The organism is Pseudomonas jilinensis (genome assembly GCF_003586265.1).
GTDB classification, from domain to species: domain Bacteria; phylum Pseudomonadota; class Gammaproteobacteria; order Pseudomonadales; family Pseudomonadaceae; genus Halopseudomonas; species Halopseudomonas phragmitis.
The window spans coordinates 14,074-35,515 of record NZ_QJSA01000002.1 but is presented as its reverse complement, the minus strand read 5'-3'; the positions used below and the strand labels follow the sequence as shown (position 1 = coordinate 35,515).

Below are 21,442 nucleotides of genomic sequence, written 5' to 3'. Positions count from 1 at the left end.
TAACGGCTTAGCGCCGGGTCAGACGCCAGGTCCGATGAATCTTCGGATTACGCTGGAAGTCCCGATCCACGGTCTGTGCGGATATATCCTCGACCTGATAACGCTGCTCCAACTCCGGATCAAGTTTGAAACGACGGAAGTTGTTGGAGAAGTACAGCACCCCGCCTTTGGCCAAACGCGCCATGGCCATGTCCAGCAGGCGTACATGGTCACGCTGAACATCGAACACGTCATCCAGGCGCTTGGAGTTGGAGAAGGTCGGCGGATCAATGAAGATCAGGTCGTACTCAGCGCTATCCGCCTCCAGCCACTGCATCACATCGGCGCGCTCCAGGCGATGCAGATCAGACAAACCGTTCAGTGACAGGTTACGCCGCGCCCAATCCAGATAGGTCTTGGACAGATCGACGCTAACCGTACTACGCGCGCCAGCGACCGCGACATGCACACTGGCCGTGGCGGTATAGCAGAACAGGTTGAGAAAACGCTTGCCCACTGCCTCAGAGGCCAGCCGCAGGCGCATTGGCCGGTGATCAAGGAACAAGCCGGTATCCAGGTAGTCAGTCAGGTTGACCAGCAAACGGACCTGACCTTCACGCACCTCCTGAAACTGACCACGCTGATCCATACGCTGGTACTGCTGCTTGCCTGCCTGACGCTGACGCTGCTTGAGCACAATCCGCTCAGGCGCCACCCCCAGCACCTGCGGCAAAGCCACCAGCACATCCTGAAGTCGGGCCTGAGCTTTATCTTCACTGATCGATGCAGGCGCTGCATATTCCTGCACATGTACCCACCCGTCGTACCAGTCGACAGCTACGGCAAATTCGGGCATATCGGCATCGTACAGACGGTAGCAGTCGATCCCCTGCTGACGCGCCCACTTGCCCAGCGTCTTGAGGTTTTTACGCAACCGGTTGGCGAACATCTGCGCCGACTCACTGAGCCGCGCCTGGCTGGCTGGACTATCCTGGCTGGCCGGAGCATCGCTCTCCCTGGCTTTGCCGGTCAGATAGCTTTGCGTTTCGAGCTTCATCAGCAGCAGCTTGCACGGCAAAGCCCCATTGAACAACGCATACTGCTTGTGGCTGCGAATACCCATACGCTTGCCCAGGTCCGGGTTGCCGGTAAAAATTGCTGCTTGCCAGCCTGGGCAACGCTCACGCAGCACCTCGCCGAGTTTCTGATACAGGTAAACCAGACTGGCGGTATCGCCCAAACGCTCTCCGTAGGGCGGATTGCACACCACCAGACCGGTTTGCCCCTGATCCGGATGCGGTTCAAAGCTGGCCAGCTCGCCCTGATAGACCTTGACCCACTCGCCCAGACCGGCGCGCTGGATATTGTTGCGCAGCGGCTGCAATAGGCGCGGATCGGCCTCGTAGCCACGAATCCATAGCGGTCGACGGCTCAGCCCCTGCTCGGCTCGGCCCCGAGCTTCATCCACCAGGCGCTGCCACAGCGCTGGAACATGCTGCTGCCAGCCACTGAACCCCCAGTGCTGGCGGTGCAGGTTGGGGGCGATGTCGGCGGCAATCAATGCGGCTTCGACCAGAAAGGTCCCTGAACCACACATGGGATCGGCCAGCGCAGCACCCTGGCTGGCCAACTCTGGCCAGCCAGCCCGGATCAGAATAGCCGCAGCCAGGTTTTCCTTGAGCGGCGCAGCTCCCTGTTGAAGGCGATAGCCCCGCTGGTGCAGGCTCTGCCCTGACAAATCCAGTGCCAACTGCACCTCTCCCCGACGGCAATGCACATTGATTCGCAAATCCGGCTGTTTGCGGTCGACACTGGGGCGGCTGCCATCAGCCTGGCGCAACTGATCGACAATTGCGTCCTTAACCTTGAGTGCGCCGAAATGGGTGTTGTCTACTCCCTGAAGCTGGCCGCTGAAATCAATCGCCAGACTGCCGTTGACGGCCAGATGATCGGCCCAGTCAATCGCCTGAACACCCTGATACAGATCCTCCGCACTGGTCGCAGGAAAACGCGCTAACACCAACAGCACACGGTTGGCCAAACGCGACCACAAACAAGTGCGATAGGCTTGCTCCAGCGAGCCCTGAACGCTAACTCCAGCCAGGGTTTCCTTAGTCGAGTCGATCCCCAGGGCATGCAGTTCGTCGAGCAGCAGACCCTCGATCCCCTTCGGGCAGGTTACAAAAAATTCAAGAGTCTCACGCATCCGGTTGATTTCCAGTGTTCTGTTACAGTTTTATGTCCTAACCCCACTAACCAGCTTTGGAGGTATGACGAATTGGTCTTTCGGAGCTACCGCCCTATAGGGTACAACAGCACCATGTCTTGAGCGTCGGTGTATCGAGAATCGGCCTGCTGGAATGGTTTGGCGATTCTCGGGTATTGGGAGGTTATCCCGGTACCAATACCCCGTGGCGGCCGTTTGTCGCACGGGTAGTTGAACCACACGAGGGCTTTACCATATGAGAAGACTCAAGCGTGATCCGATGGAACGAGCATTTCAGCGCGGTTATCAACATGGTGTTCAGGGCAAGTCCCGCGATTCCTGTCCTTTCAATACTCCCAGCGCCCGGCAGAACTGGATGAATGGCTGGCGTGAAGGTCGGGCCGATCATTGGGCCGGCTATACCGGTATTTCCGGTGTGCATCGATTAAACGAGATGCATGCCGTAGGCTGACCTCCCTATTCGACGATTTTCTCCCAAGGCGCTCTTCCACAGCGCCGGGCCCCAGCGGCCCAAGGCCCCCGCTCTGCGGGGGCCATTTATTTCTGGGTACCTCAAGATGAAAATTCAGTGACCCGCAGCGCCGCAATGGCATCCACGCACTCGCGAACCAGTTCTGGCCCACGGTAGATAAAACCGCTGTAGAGCTGCACCAGACTGGCGCCTGCACGAATCTTCTCCGCAGCATCGGCGCCCGACAGAATCCCGCCAACCCCGATGATTGGCAACTTGCCACCCAGCTCGCCAGCCAGCACTTTGATGACTTCGGTTGAGACCTGGGTCAAGGGACCACCGGACAAACCACCGGCTTCATCAGCATGCTTCAGTCCTTCAACCGCTGAGCGCTCCAGAGTGGTGTTGGTGGCAATCACCGCATCCATACCCTGTTCGACCAAGGTATTGGCCACCAGCCCCAGTTCCTCGGGCGTCATATCCGGTGCGATCTTGATCGCCACCGGCACATAACGGCCGTGCTCGGCCTGCAGCTCGATCTGGCATTGCTTGATCTGCTCCAGCAGCAGCTTGAGCGCATCACCGTACTGCAGAGTGCGCAAACCAGGCGTATTGGGCGATGACAGGTTGAGAGTGACATAGTCGGCCCGGCCATAGACCTTGCGCAGACAATACAGGTAGTCATCGACCGCGTTCTCAACCGGCGTTACCGCATTCTTGCCGATATTGATGCCCAGCACCCCGCGGTAACGGGTAGCCTCCAGACGCTCAAGCAGGGCATCCACCCCCAGATTGTTAAACCCCATACGGTTGATGATCGCCTCACGTTCCGGCAGCCGGAACAGACGCGGCTTAGGGTTGCCCGCTTGCGGCCGGGGGGTAACGGTACCGACTTCGATAAAGCCGAAACCCATAGCCGCCAGACCGTCGACCGCCAATGCGTTCTTATCCAGACCGGCAGCCAGACCGACCGGATTGTCGAAGTTCAGGCCCAGTACCTGCACCGGCTGTGGCGCAACAGGCCGCGCCAAGCGTTCTGCCAGCCCCAAACGCCCGGCAGCACCAATCAGGTCCAGCGCCAGATCATGGGAAGTTTCAGCCGGTAGACGGAACAGCAGCGAGCGCAGGGTCGAGTACATGGAACGGGCCTTGTGCGGGGAATGGACTGGCGCAGAGTATACAGCCCCGCCGTCAGGGCTGCACGGGCAAGCGCAGGTGTACGGCCAAACCACCATGGGCCGATTGGTCCAGGTCCATCTGCCCGCCATAAACCTCGACCAGATCAGCGACGATCGCCAACCCCAGACCATGACCACTGACCTGTTCATCCAGCCGGGTGCCGCGCAGCAAGACCTTATCCCGCTCGTCTGCGGTAATGCCCGGACCATCGTCCTCGACACTGAGCCACAGCTCACCGCCTTGCTGCTGCCAATCGAGCCAGACCCCGGTGCGCGCCCATTTACAAGCGTTATCGAGCAGATTGCCCAACAGCTCAAGCATGTCCTCACGCTCGAACGGCCAGTCGCCACAATACTGTTCTGGCAGGTGCAGCCGAAGCTGGTCGCCATGGATGCTGTGCAGCGACTGCACCAGCCAAGGCAGATCCTGCGCCGGATCGAAGCGCTGGCCGACCTGTCGCTCAGGCGCCAACCGGGCCTTCTGCAACGCTCGCTCAAGCTGCTGACGCATGACCAGCAACTGGCTCTGCATAGCTTTGAGACTATCCGGTCCGATCTGGCTGGCCTGTTGCTGAAGCTGGCTATCGAGTGCCGCCAAGGGCGTTTTCAGCGCATGCCCAAAATCAGCAAGCCCGCTGCGTGAGCGCTTGATAATGCGCTCAACCTGACGACCCAGATGGTTGATTTCCTCCACCAGCGGGCGGAACTCCAGCGGCACCGCCTCGTTCAACACCAGGCGCTGGCCGGTATGCCATTCAGCCAACTCATCCCGAGCCTGACCCAACGGGCGCAATGCGCGGCGCAGCAACCACTGCTGGAGTAGCAGACTGAACAGAATCACCACACCCCCCAGCCCCCAGATCAGCCAGCGCGCACGATCAAAGGATGCCAGCAAGGGCTGGTAGTCAATCGCCACACTGATCAGAAAATGTTGCCCGCCTTTCTGATAGTTTCCCGACCACACCAGCAACTCTTGTCCCTGGGGCCCTGGGGCCAATACATCGCGCAGCCCCGGATCACTTTCGAGCGGCAGGCGCTGATCCCACAATGAGCGTGAGCGCCAGCGCCCGTCCAGGCTGTCGATCACGAAATAACGGCCGGAGAACGGGCGCTGGTAGTCAGGGTCAATACGCAGACTGTCGAGGTAGAATCCCTGATCACCCGGCGTGATGGCCGCCAGCAGCGAGTCGGTTTCACTTTGCAACACAGTGGTCAGATAGCGTCTGAGCGCCTGATCGAATAACCAGACACTGCCCTGCCCGATCAGCACCACGGTAATCAGCAGAGTTACCAGCAATCCGCCACCCAAACGGCGACCGATAGAAGTCATGGTGCCAATCCGACAAACACGTAGCCTTGGCCACGCCGGGTAGCAATGGCATCGCGGCCAAGCTTGCGACGCAGATGATTGATCTGAACCTCGATCACATTGGAGTCGCGATCAGCCTCGTAGTCGTAAAGGTGATCGCTCAACCGGCTCTTCGACAGGACCTTGCCAGCGTGGAGCATCAGATAACGCAGTAGCTTGAACTCACTGGCCGACAGTGCAATATCTTCAAACCCGGGGCCTGAGACCTGCTGGCGCTGCTCATCCAGACGTAAGCCACCGGCTTCCAGCCAGGGCTGCGGGTCACGCCCATGACTACGGCGCAGCAGCGCCTGAACCCGCAGCAGCAACTCCTCATGATGAAAGGGTTTGCCCAGATAGTCGTCGGCACCAGCCTTGAGCCCTTCAACGCGCTCACTCCAACTGCCACGGGCAGTCAGAATCAATACCGGCACATCAATCCCGGCGGCGCGCCAGTTACGCAGGATATCCAGGCCGCTGCGCCCAGGCAGCCCCAGATCCAGCACTACCAGATCGTAGGGCTCCTGCTCGCCCAGGTGCTGGCCATCCCGACCATCGGCGCGCCAGTCGACCACATAGCCGGCCTCCTTGAACAGCGCACACAGGCTATCGGCCAATGACACGTTGTCTTCCAGCAGCAGCAAACGCATCAGTCGTCCTCGTCGATATCGAGCAGTTGCCCAGTCACTGCGTCATATTCCAGTTCGATTACCCGCCGCCCCTCGGTCACTATCTCGATCTCGTACACATAACGGCCATCGTCCCACTCCAGCTCGGCTTCCAGGAACCGCCCGGGGAAACGTCGCAGGGCATCATCAATGAGCGTCTGTAACGGCAATATCACCCCCTGCTCTACCAGGTACAGCGCTTCGTCATGGCCAATATCGCGGCCCGCCCAGGCGAATGGTGAGCCGCTCAGGGCCAGCACCAGCGCCAGAGGCAGCCAGGCTGCACTGACGCTGCGGCGTTTTTCAGTTATCTCGCTTGTGACGCAGGACCTCGCCGCTGCTGGCATCCAGCTTGACGTCCCACTCGGCCCCTTGGGCATCGCGAATCTCCACTTTGTAGACATAGCGTCCGTATTCGTGCTCCAGCTCAGTATCGGTGATGTCGCCAGGCTGAACTGCCAGGGCCTTGTCGTTGAGCTGATCCAGTGCCTGAATTTGTCCTTCGTTGACCAGCCGTAGCGCCTCATCGACCCGCACATCATCGGCAAACGCAACAGAACCAGCCAAACCCAGCAGCACAGCGCATGACAGTGTGGTGAGTTTTTTCATAGTATAAGTCTCCATTTGAGCTGCCCCATATCAGGGCCGGTAGTTGAATGCCTTTACAGCTTAGCCGGGCTACCTGAACCGAACCTTAAAGAGCCGCATGACCGCCATACATATCGCCACCCCCGCCCTGACCCTGCGCGCAGGCCACCGCGCCATGGCCCATATCCGCGAGAACGGCTTGAGCCCGAGCGACGTCCATGTCATTCCGGGAGCAGCCGGCGGCCCAAAGGCCCTGGGTATTCAAGGCCTGGATCTGGCACTGTTCGGCGACTGGCTGGCCCGCAGTCCGCAGCCACGCAGCCTGATCGGCGCCTCAATCGGCAGTTGGCGGTTCGTTAGCGCCTGCCTGCCCGATCCGGTAACCGGGTTGCGGCGCCTGGGCGAGCTCTATACCGATATGCGTTTTCCCAAGGGCATTGGCGTCGCCGACATCAGTCAACGCTGTGCCGACATGCTCGACGCCCTGCTCGGCGAGCATCAGGCCCATGTACTCAATAACCCGCACTACCATCTCAATGTCATGGTGGTGAAAAGCCTTGGGCTACTGCGCCATGACAGCCGCTCACGACTGGGGTTGGGGCTTACCGGCGTCATCAGCGCCAACCTGTTGGGCCGGCGCCACCTCAAGCGTTATTTCGAACGAGTCATCCTCCATGACCCGCGTCAGCGCCCGCCGCTGGCCGAGCTACTCGACTTTCCCAGCCAGCACATCAGCCTGAACAGCAGCAACCTGCGCTCGGCACTGCTGGCCTCGGCCGCGATCCCTATGGTGATGCAAGGCGTGCGCGATATTCCCGGTGCCGGCCAGGGCGTTTACCGTGACGGCGGTCTGCTCGACTACCATCTGGACCTGCCCTACCAGACGCCCGGCGTGGTGCTATACCCGCACTTCGTTGACCGGGTGGTGCCTGGCTGGTTCGACAAGTCGTTGCCCTGGCGGCGCGGCAATCCCGAGCAGTTGGCCGACGTTCTGCTGCTGGCCCCCTCGCGCGAGTACCTGGCCAGCCTGCCGCACGGCAAACTACCCGATCGCCGGGACTTCAACCGTTACCTGGGCGACGATGACGGCCGCGAGCGTTACTGGCGCAGCGCCATGGCCGAAAGCCAGCGACTAGGCGATGAATTCCTTGAGCTGGCCGACAGCGGCCGGCTGATCGAACGTCTACAGCCGCTCTGAACATGTCAGGACCGCTGGCGCTACCGGCCCAGAGCCACTCGGCACTCGACGATGCCCTGATCATTCTGCGCTTGGCTTTTATCTACGCTCTCCTAGGCCTGATCAGTCACTGGCTGGCCCGCGGTCTGATCGGGCTCACTGCCAGCAGCCTGCACATCGATACCCAGTTTCTCCTGATCGACGCTCTGTTCGCTGGCCTGATCATCGTTGGCAGTCTGCTCGCCGCGTGCCTGCTCAAGCCTGCCGGAGCCATGCGCTGGCTGTGGGGGCCATGGCGTCCGGCCAGAGGCCCTATGATCGCCATGAGCCTTGCGGTTCTCATGGTGCTGTTGGCAAACCCGCTGGCTGACTGGGTCAACCTGCATATCCAGACCAACCTACCCTGGCCGGAAACCAGCAGCGCCCCACGAGCCGTTACCCCACTGCTTGATCTGCCAGCGGGACGGTTGCTGCTCGCCCTGCTGATCACCATCGTCTGGGTGCCGCTAGCCGAAGAGCTGGTATTTCGTGGCTGGCTGTTTCAGGGGCTGGCCGCAACCCGCCCAGGGCTGCTGGTTGCCCTACCCTCAACCACCCTGATCTTCACCCTGCTGCACAGTTTCTACAGCCCCGGCGGCATGCTGGTAATTGCCCTGCTCGGTCTCTTGCTTGGCTGGCTACGCTGGCGTTACCAGCAACTCTGGCCCTGCATTCTGGCGCATGCGCTCTACAACGGCCTGACCCTGCTGCTGGTCACTCTGACATGAGCAAGCATCGCTGCCCGCTATGCCAGGGCGAAAGCCAACCCTACCAGCGCGATAAGCGTCGGGATTACTGGCAATGCCAGCACTGCGAGCTGGTCTTTGTGCCGCCTGAGTGGCATCTGACGGCAATCCAGGAACGGGCCGAATACGACCGCCATGAAAACCAGGTCGATGACCCCGGCTACCGGCACTTTCTCAGTCGGCTGGCAGAGCCCTTGCTGCAACGCTTGCCTGCTGCCAGTCGAGGTCTGGACTTCGGCTGCGGCCCAGGCCCGGCCCTGGCCGCCATGCTGAGCGAGCATGGCCATCAGGTCGCGCTGTATGACCTGTTCTACGCCCCCAACACCGAAGTATTCAAACAACACTGGGATTTCATTACCGCAACCGAGGTGGTGGAGCACCTGGCGCAACCGGGATCGGAACTACAACGGCTCTGGCAATGCCTGCGCCCGGGTGGCTGGCTGGCCCTGATGACCAAACGGGTCACCGGCCCGGACGCCTTTGCCCGCTGGCATTACAAGAATGATCCGACGCACATCTGCTTTTTCAGCAGCCGCACTTTTGAATGGCTGGCACAACAGTGGGGAGCCGAACTGGAGTTGATTGGCGCGGATGTGGCACTGCTGCGCAAACCTTGAGAGACCCAGCACCAGCCCACGAACCGAGCTTATTGTTAGTCCAGAACCCGCCGAGCGCCCTTGAACGTGCGCTGCCAGTGACTGGCCTGCAACTCGTCGACCCGAACCCGCCCGCCCGTGCTGGGGGCATGCAGGAACCGGCCCTCACCGACGTATATCCCGGCATGATCGACTCGCCGCCCGCCCATGGCAAACAGCACCAGATCACCAGGGCGCAGCGCATTGGCCGGAGCCTGGCTTTGCAGGGCATTCAGCCCCGAGGTGGTGCGCGGCAGGCTCATACCGGCCGCTTCGCGATAGACATAATGAATCAGGCCACTGCAATCAAATCCGGTATCGGGTGAGCTGCCACCATAACGGTAAGGGGTGCCGATCAGGCTGAAGGCCCGGAACAGCACATCGCTTTGAACAGGGTCAATCGGGGCAGCGACGGCTGGTACCTCCGGTGCCATTTTCGGCGTACCGGAACAGCCCACCAGCAACAACGCCAAGACCATCATCGGCCATATGTTCAAACGCATGCATCCCCCATTCCAGCGCCTCTGCGCTCACCTTGCCGGGTCAATCCCGCCGGGTCAAGTCCTGCGGCCGGTTCAGTGGTTGACGGTATGGGCGAGCATCACCGACAACTGACACAGTGGACGGCCACTCTCAGTCTGCCAGTGATTGAACGCCGCTTGCACCGCCGCCAGATCACGCTGACTGCTTGGCGGCTTGTCGACCACTCCCTGCGCCTTGAGCGCCGCCACCACATCATTGGTCGGAACGAAGGTATCCTTGCCAAGCATCCGCAGATAGCGTGGTGCCGATAGCCCGCCCAGTTGGTTACCACGCTTGGCCAGAAGCCGCCACAACGCAACGATTTCGGTTGCCGGCCAATCCGCAACCAGCGCCCCCATGCTGCCGTACTCGGCACGCACATCGAGAATCATCTGGGCATTGCGCGGGACACTTTTGAGCTTGCCCAGGTGGCGGATCAGGCGGCTATCTTGCATCAACCGCTCAATGTGCTCTGAACTCATGAGCACTACCTTGTCCGGATCGAAGCCGAAGAAAACTTCCTCGAAAGCGGGCCACTTGGCATCCACCAAGCTGTGCTTGAGCCCGGCGCGAAACACCCGTAACGCCAACAGTGACAGGCAGCGGTCATCACTCAAAGCCCGCAGCTCGTCAGCGGGCCTGGGCTGTGGCAACAAGGCTTCCAGGGCCTGCTCGGAGCCAAAACGGTTCAGACAGAATTCATGGAGCCATTTGTAATCCCTCATCACCCCTCCCTGGCTCTGGCGGTCAGAGATTCATCACATTGACAAAGCGCGGCGTGGCCTGCTCATCGATCTGCAGGCTGACAAAGTCAAACAGCTTCGGGTCAGCCAACTGCGAGGGTTGAACATTACGCAGTGCCCGGAAGATGTTCTCGACCCGGCCGGGAGTCTCGCGTTCCCAGTTCTGCAGCATTTCCTTGACCACCTTGCGTTGCAGGTTCTCCTGCGACCCGCAGAGGTTGCATGGGATGATCGGGAACTCGCGCATCCGTGCATAGGCGGCAATGTCTTTCTCATTGCAGTAGGCCAACGGCCTGATCACCACATTGCGGCCATCATCGGAACGCAGTTTGGGCGGCATGGCCTTGAGGTTGCCGCCGTAAAACATATTCAGGAAAAAGGTTTCAACGATGTCATCACGGTGGTGACCCAGCGCCATCTTGGTTGCCCCGATCTCGTCGGCAAAGGTATACAGGTTGCCGCGACGCAGGCGCGAACACAGAGAACAGGTGGTCTTGCCTTCCGGCACCTTCTCCTTGACGATCGAGTAGGTATCTCGCTCGAGGATGTGGTAAGCCACGCCAATGCTGTCCAGATAGGCCGGCAACACCTCTTCGGGGAAACCCGGCTGTTTCTGGTCCATGTTGACCGCCACCAGCTCAAAACGGATCGGCGCAACCTTCTGCAAATACAGCAGCATGTCCAGCAGGGTGTAGCTGTCCTTGCCACCGGACAGGCACACCATCACCTTGTCGCCCTCTTCGATCATGTTGTAATCGGTGACCGCCTCAGCGGTCAGGCGACGCAGGCGTTTCTGCAACTTATTCTGGTTGACACTCAAACTGGTCATGGCGCAAACACATCCACATGATTGGCAAAGCCGGCTATTTTAACCGCAATCGCCCGCCATAAAAACAACGCCCCCGCTGACCTTGCGACCAGCGGGGGCGTTGTCTCTCTCGAGCTTAGCGCAGGTACACAGGCCCCACACCGAAGCCCCAGAAGATCACGGCGGTGGCAATCATCGCCACCAGCACCACCAGACCAACTGCAAGAATCGAACTGGAGAACAGGAAGCCTTCTTCCTTGGGAATATCCATGAAGATCGGGATGCCCTGATAGAGCAGGTAGACGGTATAGCAAATGGCCGCTGTACCAACGATCATGCCCAGCCACAGACTCGGATACAGCGCGGCCAACCCTCCGATAAACAGCGGAGTGGCGGTGTAGGCAGCAAATACTACACAGTCGGTGATCGTCGGGCTGGAGTCGTAGGTGCGGGCCATCCAGTGGATAAAGGCGCCCATTACCGCGACACCGGCCAGCATCGCCAGATAGGACAAGGCCGTCATCTGCAACGCACTGGCCTGGGTTAGCTTGACCGCTTCAGCCGTGCCGATGGTCCAGCCCACCTGGGTCGTGCCGATATAGGCTGAGACCACCGGAATGGCTGCCAGAATCAGCACATGAGTAAGATACATGTGACCAATGCTTTCTTCCTCACCCTTGATCTCCTTCCACTCCTGATCCGGATGAGTGAACAACCCCAATACGTGATGGATCATGGTCTGACCTCCTGATTATTATCTGCCCCGCTGTCGTGGTATACGCCCCCCAGCAACGGGTGAACAGGTGCGACAGCGTGTCGCAGCCCTTGTACTCGACTATAGCCAAAAAATGGCCAAAAAAAGCCTCCCCGCTTAGAGGAATTGGCGACTTCAGGCTTTCCCGTAATAGCGTTGCAGAATTAACAGAGCTTCATTGATCTCTTGCAGGGTCGCGGTATCACCTCCCCGGTCGGGGTGGTGACGACTCACCAACTCTCGATAGCGGCGCTTAATCGCCTTGGGGCAGGCTGGGTCGGGAAGTTCAAACAAGGCCAGGGCCTGGCCTCTTGCCTGAGCAGAAATGGCTGCCGGCATCGCCCTGAACTGACTCAGCAGTCGCTCAACATCCTCACGGTGGGTTGTGACCCACTGCTGCCAATCCAGGTAATAGCTGCGCAAGGGATCTGGCTCACAGAGCCCCGGCCCACTATCCCGACGCCTCTCAAGCACAATGCTCAGGGCATGAATGCGCAATTGCTGCCCGCATTCGGCCAGGCGGTCGGACAACCGGTACAGCGCGTGAAACAGCAGAAAATGCACCTGAAACAGCCGCAGCGGGTCGCGCAAGGCACCCGGGGTAGCGAATAACGACTCAGGAAAGCGCTCGGCCAGCAGGCCAATCAGGCGGTACTCGCCGATCCCGGCGGGGTGCGTTCTGAGCACAGCCAGCACGGCTTCATCAAAATCTGGCGGGAGTAACTGGTCGGCAGTGGAAACGGTCATTGCTCAAGTGTATCAGCCCAACCCCAATGCTCCGAATGTCATTGGATCGACATCAGGCTGACATGCCCATGTCACCAGCACGGGGTATCACTGTTGCCGCTCTTTCTTACCTCTCAAGGACCCAACATGAACAATAAGTGGATCATCGCCGCCGGTACGGCCCTGGCCCTGGGCCTGGCTGGCTGCAACAGCGGCAGCAGCAATCGCAGTAATCCCGAGGAGCCGCCAGCCCCCGCACCGGAACTGACCCCGGAAAGCATCTCGCTCAGTTTCCTGGGCCGTTACAGCTCCGGTATCTTCGGCTAAAGCGCGGCTGAAATCCCGGCCTTTGATCCGATCAACCGGCAAATTTTCGTGGTCAATGCCCAGAACGGCGCCATCGACGTGCTCGATGCCAGCGACCTGAGCAACCCCAGCCTGATTCAGACCCTGACCATGGAAACCATCGCCCCCGGCGCCGTGGTCAACAGCGTGGCCTACCGTGACGGTCTGCTGGCCGTGGCCGTTGAAGCCGCCAACAAGACCGACAACGGTTACGCGGTGCTGGTCGACACCAATGACCTGAGCATACTCGATCACACCCAAGTCGGCGCCCAGCCCGACATGTTGACGTTCACCCCGGACGGACGCTATCTGCTGGTCGCCAACGAGGGCGAGCCTAGCGACGACTACAGTGTTGACCCGGAAGGCTCCGTCAGCGTGATCGAGCTGGACGGCCAGCAGATCGTCAGCGTTCGTACGGCCGGTTTCCAGGCTTTCAATGACCAGAAGCAGGCGTTGATCGACCAGGGAGTACGGATTTTTGGCCCCAATGCCAGTGTGGCTCAGGACCTGGAGCCGGAATACATCGCCGTCTCGGCTGACAGCCTTACCGCCTGGGTCGCCCTGCAGGAAAACAACGCCCTGGCCAAGCTGGATATCGCCAGCGCCACCATCACCGACGTACTGCCCTTGGGCTATAAGGACCATGGTCTGGACGGCAACGGCATCGATGCCAGCGATACTGACGGCGTCATCGACATCCGCACCTGGCCCGGCGTCGTCGGCATGTACCACCCTGACAGCATCGCGGCCTACAGCGTCGATGGCGCAACCTACATCGTCACCGCCAACGAAGGTGACGCCCGCGCCTGGGGTGAAACCAACCAGGCCTACTGGGATGGCGATGCCAGTCAGGGTTTTGTCGAGGAAATCCGCCTCAAGCACCTGGTTCACCGCAGCGGCTTTGCTCGCCGGGTCGGCGACGACATGCCGCCGCACCTGCATGCCCTGGCCGCAGGCGCACTGCTCAACCCCGAGGTGTTCGGCTATTGCGGCGCCAGCGCTGGTGAGCCTGGCGACTGCCGCGAAGACGACCTGCTCGGTCGCCTGACCGTTAGCTGGGTCGATGGCTACCGTAAGGATGCCAGCGGCAACCCGGTGATGTTCGACAGCAATGGCAACCCGGACCCGGCCGGTGACCGGATCATGTATGACCAGATCTACGCCTTCGGCGCCCGCTCCTTCTCTATCTGGGATGAAAACGCCAATCTGATCTGGGATTCCGCTGATCAATTCGAGCAGTTTCTGGCCAGCGACGAGTGCCGTACCGGGGCACTGCGGGACACCCCTTGTCGTGACTACTTCAACTCCAACCACAGCGCTGGCGACAGCTTTGACAACCGCAGCGACAACAAAGGCCCCGAACCCGAAGGTGTCGCCATTGGCAAGCTGGGAGAAAAGACCTATGCCTTTATTGGTCTTGAGCGCATGGGTGGCGTAATCGTTTATGACATCAGCTCCCCGCAAGCGCCGCACTTCGTCGACTACCTCAACACCCGTGAAGACTGGGTGAGTGATCCGCAAACCAACCTGGCCAACGTCGGGGACCTGGGCGCAGAAGGTCTGGTATTCGTAGCCGCCAACGACTCCCCCAATGGTGAACCCCTGCTGATCATCGGTAACGAAGTCAGCGGCACCACAGCGATCTATCAGATTGACCAATTGTTCGCTGACTGAGTCAATCAGCGCCGGGCACTGTTGTGCCCGGCGCTGGTTTTCAGGCCGCCTGGTCAGCGCCCTGACCTGACTCCTGCCGTTTCATGGCTGCCACCGCCTGCAGAAACTCATCGCCCCAGCGCTGAATATCGTTGTGACAGACACAGGCATAGAGTTCACGCAGCCGCGCCCGCCGCTCGGCCTGCCCCAAAGCCAGGGCCACATACAGGGTATCGCGCAGATCATTAGGGTCATGTGGATTGGTACGCAAGGCACCATGTAATTCCGCTGCCGCCCCGGCAAACTCGGACAACACCAACACACCCTGCCCCTGACACAAGCCCTGAGTAGCGACATATTCCTTGGCCACCAGGTTAAGTCCATCGCGCAGGGGCGTAATCCACATCACATCGGCCATCAGGTAGTAGGCCACCAGCTCATCGAACGGAAACGCCCGATAGAAGAACTGCACCGGCACCCAACCAACCCGGGAGAATCGGCCATTGATGCGTCCGACCGCACGCTCGATCTGGGTCAGCAGCTCATCGTAGATAGTCATTTCCCGTGCCGCCGGCACGCAGACGGTCAACAGACTGACCTTTCCTACCAGTTCCGGATGAGCCTCAAGTAATGCCTCGAAAGCCAGCAGCTTTTCCAGAGTGCCTTTGGTGTAATCCAGTCGCTCCACCGACAGCACTACTCGCACCCCATGCAGTTGCTCACGCAGGCGCTGCATCAACTGCTGACACTGCGACGATTCGACTATCGCTCCCACCCGAGCCACATCCAGCCCTACCGGGTGCGCCCCCAAGCCAATTCGCCGGCCATGCACCATGATCGCCGTGGTCATCCTGTCCAAACCCACCGCGCAGCCGTAGGTCAGGAAACGCGGCGCGCAGTCCATGGAATCCAACACCTCGACCGGCGCAACGCCACGCGCCACATCAACGAAATTTTCCGCCTGTCGCGGAATATGAAAACCGATGTAATCGCACTGCAACAAGCTGCCAACTATCTCCCGTCGCCAGGGCAGAACGTTAAACACATCCGCCGAGGGGAAATAGGTATGGTGAAAGAAAGCAATGGTCAGATCGGGACGCAGCGGTCGCAAGAACGCCGGCACCATCCACAGGTTGTAGTCATGCAACCAGACCGTCGCACCTTCGGCGGCCTCGGCGGCTGTGCGTTCGGCAAACAGCCGGTTGACCTTGAGAAACACCTGCCAGTCTTCTTCGCAAAACTGGGCACGCTCCCAGAAGGTATGCAGGGTTGGCCAGAAAGCCTCCTTGGAGAAGCGCTTGTAGAACACGTCTACATCCTGCTTGGTCAAGGCTACCCTTGCGGCAACCAGATGCGGGTAGCGACCTGAGTCGACCGGCGTATGAACTTCAAAGGCCTGCCCCAGACGCGGCTCATGGGTCGACCAGGCAACCCAGGAACCCCGTCGATCCTGAGCAAAAAAGCTCAGCAGGGTCGGAATGATACCGTTGGGCGAAGACGGTGGCCGGCGCACCAGTCGACCCTGCTCAAGCCCTTCTTCATAGGGCAACCGGTGATAGACCATCACCAGGTCAGCCTTGCCCTTGATCTCCAGATCGGGCAACTCCGAGTCAACCCCCTGAGGGCCAAGAAAACCAAAGTGAGCGAAAGCCTCGAGAATGCCGCCGCAACCGCTCAGGCGCGCATGCAACACCCTGGCTTGCTCAGTCGTGGCTTCCAGCAGACCGGCTTCTGAATCTCCAACACAAACCCCCTTGAAACCCTGCTCGTACATCGACAGATCATTTAAGGTATCGCCTGCCACCAGCACATCATCGACAGCAATCTGCAAATGCTCGACCAGACGCCGCAGAGTACTCCCTTTGTTAACCCCCCGTGGCAAACAGTCCAGATACATGCCTGCCGAAAACAACAGGTCACAACCGAGCTCGCTAGCCAGGGCCTGCAACTGTTCGGTCACCGCCTCGGGGCTGCAAAAAAACGAGCAGCGCCGTTGTTGTGGCACGGACTGACGCTCCAACCCTGGCTTATCAGCCAACGCGGCCAACACCTGTAGTTCCCCAGGCCAGCAGTCCTCAATCATTTGCTGCAACGGATAGACCGGCTGCAGAGTCCGACCATCGACAATGGTCGCACCGACATCGCAAATAATGTAATCCGGTGCAGGAATGGCCGGATCGGACAATAGCGGGACCACCACCTCGAGCCCGCGACCGGTGACAAAAACCAGGTTGATACCCGGATGGGCATTGATTAGTTGATACAGACGCTGACGATTTTCCGGATCGCCGGCCAGCAAAGTGCCGTCCAGGTCGGTAGCTAGTAGCATGACAGATTCCCCTCTTCCGGCCCCGGCCAACCAGCCGGAGCCATAAACACAACGGACAGCTCAGCCGCGGCTTGGCTCGTCCGCTTCGTCGGCAGGTTCGGGCGATTTCGCATGATTGACCGGCTGCTCTGCGGCCTCCGGGTCTTCGTCCAGCATCATTTCCAGTACGGTCGGCGAGGTCCGCAACATCGGCACGAAGTGGGCCGGCTCCTCAACGATGCGATCGCGTCCTGCACGCACCTGCTGCCAGGCATACACGGCGCACAGACCGAACATGAGGGTAAAAAACAGCGGCAGGGCCAATGCAGCGGTCAGCCCCATCAATGCCCCAGCCAAAGCTGGCCCCACTGCGGCACCCAGTGCATGCAGCATCAACAGCGCGGCATTGCCGGATAAAATATCTTCCTTGTGTAAATGATCAACCAGGTGAGCAACCACTGTCGGATAGACCGCAAAGGCGCCGGCACCAAACACCGCCGCAGCGACCAGCAACCATTGACCGAAAGGCCCAAGCAGCGCCATCAATAGCCCGCCCAGCGCCGCCAGCGCAGAAACCAGACAAACTGCCCGGCGCCGGTCGATACGATCAGACAACCAGCCCAAGGGCCACTGCAGTAGCGCGCCAGCAATGATCACCAGCGACACGAATCCCGCGATTTGCGCCGTCTGCATCCCCATACGGGCCGCATAAACCGCACCCAAGCCCCAGAACCCGCCCATCGCCAGACCCGAGAGCAGTGCGCCGGCGCAGGCAACAGGCGCCGCTTGCCAGATCCGGGCCAGCGGCAAGGCCGGTGTGTCACTGATCTCGGGCTGCGGTAAACGAGTGGCGACAACCGGCATCAAGGCGACCACCACCAGCATTGCCGCCACGGCGAACAAAGTGAAGACCAACGGACTATCCAGATGCAGAAGCTGTTGTGCCATGGCTAGCGCCAGCAGGTTGACTGCCATATAGGCGGCAAACACCTGCGCACGGTGCTCATTTGGTGCCTGGGTATTGAGCCAGCTTTCAATCACCGTGTAGATCCCGACCAGGGCCACGCCGGTGACCACTCGTAACAGGAGCCAGACCGGCGCATCGACCAGCAGACTGTGAAGCAGCACGCAGACCGAGGTCGCTGCCGCAAAGAAGGCAAATGCCCGCACATGTCCCATCCGCCGGATCAGTCGCGGGCACAACCAGGTACCAACAATGAAGCCAACGAAATAGGCAGAGCCAAGCAGCCCCAGCATCTGGTCGGAGAACCCCTCGGCGCTGCCGCGCAGAGCCAGCAGGGTATTGAGCAGCCCGGTGCCCAGCAGCAGCAAGGCAATCCCGGTCAGCAAGGCGCCAATCGGCAACAACAGTCTGAACATGGAACCGAATCTCCCATACGGTTGTTTTCGGTGCCAGGCAGGTAGGCGGGTGAAAAAGGTGCGTAATTTATATTTAACTCTAAAAACCATACCGCAACAGGAGCGCCAAGAAAACCCACACACCTCCAACCCGGGCTCCGATAACGCTACACTGGAAACATACCGAAAACGGAAATCCCCATGTCGAACAAACGTCTGCTGATCGTCGCTCATGCCCCTTCCGAGAACACTCGAAAGCTGGTGGAAGCCGTCTTGCAGGGCGCCAGCCACAGCGATATCGAGCAGGTCGAGGCACTCTGGCGCCCGCCGCTTGAAGCGGTGCCGGAAGACGTGCTGCAGGCCGATGCCATCATCCTCGGCACCACAGAGAACCTCGGCTACATGAGCGGAGCGCTCAAGGACTTCTTTGACCGCTGCTACTACCCGGTATTGGAAAAAAAGCAAGGGCTACCCTGCGCCCTGTACATCCGCGCCGGCATGGATGGCACCGGAACCCGCCGGGCAATCGAGTCGATCGTAACGGGTCTGCGCTGGCAATGGGTCCAGGATCCTCTGATCCTCAAGGGCGAGTGGCAGGAAAGCTTTGCCGACCAGGCCTATGACCTTGGTCTGTATGTGGCTGCCGGTCTGGATAACAGTATCTTCTGACCTGCAGGTCATCCCGTAAGGGAGCCAAGGCTTCTGGAGCGGGCCTTAGCAGCATTATACTTGGCGCATGGACCAGCTCATGCAACGCCTTGAAGACTGCTATCGGCTGGCCGAACAGCATTTCGGCCGCCATTTCCCTCGCCCTCGGGTCGATCTCGACCTGCGCGGTCAGCGAGCGGGAGTCGCCTACCTGAATGACAACCGCTTGCGCTTCAATGCCCTGATGTACCGGCAGAACAGCGCCGACTTCCTGCGTCAGACCGTGGCCCACGAAGTTGCTCACCTGATTGCCCACCAGTTATACGGCCCACGGATCAAACCTCACGGCCGGGAATGGCAAGGACTGATGACCCACCTCTACGGCCTGCCCGCCCAGCGCTGCCACACGTATCAGGTACCGCGCCGACGCTCGACCCAGTACCTGTACCGCTGCGGCTGTGCCGAGCACCTGCCGTTTACCGCCCAGCGCCACGCCTGGGTGACCAAGGGGCGCCAATATCTGTGCCGCCGCTGCGGCAACCTGCTGCACTTCACTGGCCAGCAGACACAGACCTGATCTGTCATTTTTTTTGATCACCCTCTGGCAATAAACCCATTCAGGGGGTAGCATCAGCCTAGATTGTAAAAAATATTCAACAAAAGGTGCATCATGGCCTATACGCCGCATACCACGTCCTACTACGCCGCATCCGCCAACCCCAGCCCTGAGCGGCCGCCGCTCAACGGCAACCACGAGACCGACGTCTGCATCATTGGCGCAGGTTATACCGGTATTTCCACCGCCCTGTTCCTGCTTGAACACGGTTTCAAGGTTACTGTACTGGAAGCCGCCAAGGTCGGGTTCGGCGCCTCAGGGCGCAACGGCGGACAGATCGTCAACAGCTATAGCCGGGACATCGATGCAGTCGAACGTAGCGTAGGCGCTCAGCAGGCCCGCCTGATCGGTGATATGGCTTTCGAGGGTGGACGCATCATTCGCGAACGGATCGCCAAGTACAACATTCAGTGCGACCTCAAAGATGGCGGCGTATTCGCAGCCTTCAACAAGAAGCAGATGGGGCACCTGCAGGCGCAAAAAGCCCTGTGGGAGCGTTACGGCCACACTCAGCTGGAATTGCTGGATGCCCAACGAATCCGCGAGGTGGTCAATACCGACCGCTATGTCGGCGGCATGCTCGACATGAGCAGCGGGCATATTCATCCGCTCAATCTGGTCCTTGGGGAGGCTGCCGCGGTTGAATCGCTGGGCGGCATCATTCACGAACAGTCCAAAGTGATTCGCATTGACCAGGGCGAACGTCCGGTAGTCCACACCGAACAGGGCCAGGTAAAAGCCGATTACGTGGTTGTCGCCGGTAACGCTTACCTAGGCAACCTGGTGCCACAACTGGCGGCCAAGTCCATGCCCTGCGGCACCCAAGTGGTAACCACCGAGCCGCTCGATCCCGAGCTGGCAAGCAGCCTGCTACCCCAGGACTACTGCGTCGAGGACTGCAACTACCTGCTCGACTACTACCGGTTGTCAGCCGACAAGCGTCTGATCTTCGGTGGTGGCGTGGTTTATGGCGCACGAGATCCAGCCAATATCGAAAGCCTGGTCCGCCCCAACCTGGAAAAGACCTTCCCTCAACTCAAGGGTGTGAAGATAGATTACGCCTGGACCGGCAATTTCCTGCTGACACTGTCGCGTCTGCCGCAGGTGGGCCGCATCGGCAACAATATCTACTACTCCCAGGGCTGCAGCGGCCACGGCGTTACCTATACCCATCTGGCCGGCAAGCTCTTGGCCGAAGCCCTGCGCGGTCAGGCCGAACGTTTCGACGCCTTTGCCGGACTGCCCCACTACCCCTTCCCCGGCGGACGGTTGATGCGCATTCCTTTCACCGCCATGGGTGCCTGGTACTACAACCTGAGGGACAAGCTCGGCGTGTAAAATCAGTGACTTGCATCACATTGCCGGCATACTCCAGGAACCCTGGGGGTAATTTGGAGTCACAGATATTACGTCGACCTATGCGCAGCAGCTATGCTCAATGCAGCACTAGGCCAGTACCAGTGCTGCACTGGGTCGTCAGCTATAAGGACGCCCGAACCCATAACGAGGAGTACCCACCATGACGTTCATGCAATCCACCAAGCGTTACCTGTCCATCCTGATGGCCGCGCTGTTCATGTTGACCAGTCTCACCAGTCTGCATGTTCAGGCATCCATGGTGGGCACCCACGAACTGATCGCAGACCAGCAGCTCAGTGTAGACCGCGACGCTCTCAAGGCCATGCTTGCCGACCAGGCAGTGCAGGAAAAAATGGCTAGCATGGGCGTCAGCCCCGACCAGGTCGAGCAACGCATCAACAGCCTGACCGCGTCTGAACTGGCCTACTTCAACGCCCAACTTGATGAAGCCCCGGCCGGTGCCGGCGTGCTGGGTGTGATCGTGCTGTTTCTGGTGATCTTCATCATCACTGACATGCTCTGCGCCACCAACGTCTACAAGTTCGTCAACTGCATCAACCGTTGA

At 59.9% G+C, this 21,442-nt stretch carries 23 protein-coding genes; 10 read left to right on the top strand and 13 right to left on the bottom strand.

Features of this window, described 5'->3' with window-relative positions; all coding sequences use genetic code 11:
• Positions 1–7 precede the first annotated feature (7 nt).
• Entirely contained in the window at positions 8–2,185 is a 2,178-nt protein-coding gene (gene rlmKL / locus C2846_RS02140; RefSeq protein WP_119700567.1) for a bifunctional 23S rRNA (guanine(2069)-N(7))-methyltransferase RlmK/23S rRNA (guanine(2445)-N(2))-methyltransferase RlmL, read from the bottom strand.
• Between the two features lie 256 nt (positions 2,186–2,441).
• Between rlmKL and rmf the strand changes: the two genes are divergently transcribed.
• A complete protein-coding gene (rmf, locus tag C2846_RS02135; RefSeq protein ID WP_080050271.1) occupies positions 2,442–2,657 on the top strand; it encodes a ribosome modulation factor in 216 nt (71 codons plus the stop codon).
• Between the two features lie 101 nt (positions 2,658–2,758).
• Here the strand turns inward: rmf and C2846_RS02130 are convergent, their stop codons facing one another.
• From C2846_RS02130 to C2846_RS02110, 5 genes are read right to left on the bottom strand one after another with little or no spacing between them, the layout of a single operon-like run.
• Positions 2,759–3,796 carry a quinone-dependent dihydroorotate dehydrogenase gene (locus C2846_RS02130; RefSeq protein WP_119700566.1) on the bottom strand — a complete coding sequence of 346 codons (1,038 nt, stop codon included), beginning with the start codon at positions 3,794–3,796 and terminating at the stop codon, positions 2,759–2,761.
• 52 nt (positions 3,797–3,848) lie between these two features.
• Positions 3,849–5,165 (bottom strand): sensor histidine kinase, encoded by a 1,317-nt coding sequence (locus C2846_RS02125; protein WP_119700565.1) that lies wholly within the window; start codon positions 5,163–5,165, stop codon positions 3,849–3,851.
• Positions 5,162–5,833 (bottom strand): response regulator transcription factor, encoded by a 672-nt coding sequence (locus C2846_RS02120; RefSeq protein WP_119700564.1) that lies wholly within the window; start codon positions 5,831–5,833, stop codon positions 5,162–5,164. Before C2846_RS02120 ends, C2846_RS02125 begins: the two co-directional genes overlap by 4 nt.
• Entirely contained in the window at positions 5,833–6,111 is a 279-nt protein-coding gene (locus C2846_RS02115; protein ID WP_240638133.1) for a PepSY domain-containing protein, read from the bottom strand. Before C2846_RS02115 ends, C2846_RS02120 begins: the two co-directional genes overlap by 1 nt.
• Positions 6,112–6,154: 43 nt before the next feature.
• Positions 6,155–6,460 (bottom strand): PepSY domain-containing protein, encoded by a 306-nt coding sequence (locus C2846_RS02110; RefSeq protein ID WP_080050266.1) that lies wholly within the window; start codon positions 6,458–6,460, stop codon positions 6,155–6,157.
• 97 nt (positions 6,461–6,557) lie between these two features.
• On the opposite strand from C2846_RS02110, the gene C2846_RS02105 reads away from it, so the two are divergent.
• Genes C2846_RS02105 through C2846_RS02095 form a run of 3 tightly spaced genes read left to right on the top strand, consistent with a single transcriptional unit; the run spans position 6,558 to position 9,018 of the window.
• A complete protein-coding gene (locus C2846_RS02105) occupies positions 6,558–7,637 on the top strand; it encodes a patatin-like phospholipase domain-containing protein (protein WP_119700563.1) in 1,080 nt (359 codons plus the stop codon).
• 2 nt (positions 7,638–7,639) lie between these two features.
• Positions 7,640–8,383, top strand: coding sequence for a CPBP family intramembrane glutamic endopeptidase (locus C2846_RS02100; protein ID WP_119700562.1), 744 nt, complete (start codon positions 7,640–7,642; stop codon positions 8,381–8,383).
• A complete protein-coding gene (locus tag C2846_RS02095) occupies positions 8,380–9,018 on the top strand; it encodes a class I SAM-dependent methyltransferase (RefSeq protein WP_119700561.1) in 639 nt (212 codons plus the stop codon). Before C2846_RS02100 ends, C2846_RS02095 begins: the two co-directional genes overlap by 4 nt.
• A gap of 35 nt (positions 9,019–9,053) precedes the next feature.
• Here C2846_RS02095 and C2846_RS02090 read toward each other — a convergent pair whose 3' ends face one another.
• The 5 genes from C2846_RS02090 to C2846_RS02070 form a co-directional block, all read right to left on the bottom strand.
• Positions 9,054–9,539, bottom strand: a complete 486-nt coding sequence (locus C2846_RS02090; protein ID WP_080050262.1) for a C40 family peptidase — start codon at positions 9,537–9,539, stop codon at positions 9,054–9,056.
• Positions 9,540–9,611: 72 nt separating this feature from the next.
• Complete coding sequence (locus tag C2846_RS02085; RefSeq protein ID WP_119700560.1) at positions 9,612–10,283, bottom strand: DNA-3-methyladenine glycosylase I; 672 nt, start codon at positions 10,281–10,283, stop codon at positions 9,612–9,614.
• A gap of 22 nt (positions 10,284–10,305) precedes the next feature.
• Positions 10,306–11,130 carry a tRNA 2-thiocytidine(32) synthetase TtcA gene (gene ttcA, locus C2846_RS02080; protein ID WP_080050260.1) on the bottom strand — a complete coding sequence of 275 codons (825 nt, stop codon included), beginning with the start codon at positions 11,128–11,130 and terminating at the stop codon, positions 10,306–10,308.
• Positions 11,131–11,245: 115 nt separating this feature from the next.
• On the bottom strand, positions 11,246–11,845 hold the full coding sequence (locus C2846_RS02075; protein ID WP_080050259.1) for a Yip1 family protein: 600 nt from the start codon (positions 11,843–11,845) through the stop codon (positions 11,246–11,248).
• Between the two features lie 153 nt (positions 11,846–11,998).
• Complete coding sequence (locus C2846_RS02070) at positions 11,999–12,610, bottom strand: DNA-J related domain-containing protein (RefSeq protein WP_080050258.1); 612 nt, start codon at positions 12,608–12,610, stop codon at positions 11,999–12,001.
• 126 nt (positions 12,611–12,736) lie between these two features.
• On the opposite strand from C2846_RS02070, the gene C2846_RS18785 reads away from it, so the two are divergent.
• Complete coding sequence (locus C2846_RS18785) at positions 12,737–12,916, top strand: hypothetical protein (protein ID WP_240638132.1); 180 nt, start codon at positions 12,737–12,739, stop codon at positions 12,914–12,916.
• Between the two features lie 12 nt (positions 12,917–12,928).
• A complete protein-coding gene (locus C2846_RS02065) occupies positions 12,929–14,608 on the top strand; it encodes a choice-of-anchor I family protein (RefSeq protein ID WP_276310918.1) in 1,680 nt (559 codons plus the stop codon).
• 40 nt (positions 14,609–14,648) lie between these two features.
• On the opposite strand, the gene ggpS is transcribed toward C2846_RS02065, so the two are convergent.
• Positions 14,649–16,916 (bottom strand): glucosylglycerol-phosphate synthase, encoded by a 2,268-nt coding sequence (gene ggpS, locus C2846_RS02060; protein WP_080050256.1) that lies wholly within the window; start codon positions 16,914–16,916, stop codon positions 14,649–14,651.
• Positions 16,917–16,976: 60 nt separating this feature from the next.
• Positions 16,977–18,275, bottom strand: a complete 1,299-nt coding sequence (locus tag C2846_RS02055; RefSeq protein WP_080050255.1) for an MFS transporter — start codon at positions 18,273–18,275, stop codon at positions 16,977–16,979.
• A gap of 180 nt (positions 18,276–18,455) precedes the next feature.
• On the opposite strand from C2846_RS02055, the gene C2846_RS02050 reads away from it, so the two are divergent.
• The 4 genes from C2846_RS02050 (at position 18,456) to C2846_RS02035 (ending at position 21,442) form a co-directional block, all read left to right on the top strand.
• The gene (locus C2846_RS02050) at positions 18,456–18,923 is read left to right on the top strand and encodes a flavodoxin family protein (RefSeq protein WP_080050254.1); all 468 of its coding nucleotides are present in this window, start codon (positions 18,456–18,458) and stop codon (positions 18,921–18,923) included.
• A 67-nt stretch (positions 18,924–18,990) separates the two neighbouring features.
• Positions 18,991–19,479, top strand: coding sequence for a SprT family zinc-dependent metalloprotease (locus C2846_RS02045; protein WP_080050253.1), 489 nt, complete (start codon positions 18,991–18,993; stop codon positions 19,477–19,479).
• 93 nt (positions 19,480–19,572) lie between these two features.
• Positions 19,573–20,856, top strand: coding sequence for an NAD(P)/FAD-dependent oxidoreductase (locus C2846_RS02040; protein WP_080050252.1), 1,284 nt, complete (start codon positions 19,573–19,575; stop codon positions 20,854–20,856).
• 181 nt (positions 20,857–21,037) lie between these two features.
• Positions 21,038–21,442: a PA2779 family protein gene (locus C2846_RS02035; protein WP_373279451.1), complete on the top strand. Its 405-nt coding sequence runs from the start codon at positions 21,038–21,040 to the stop codon at positions 21,440–21,442.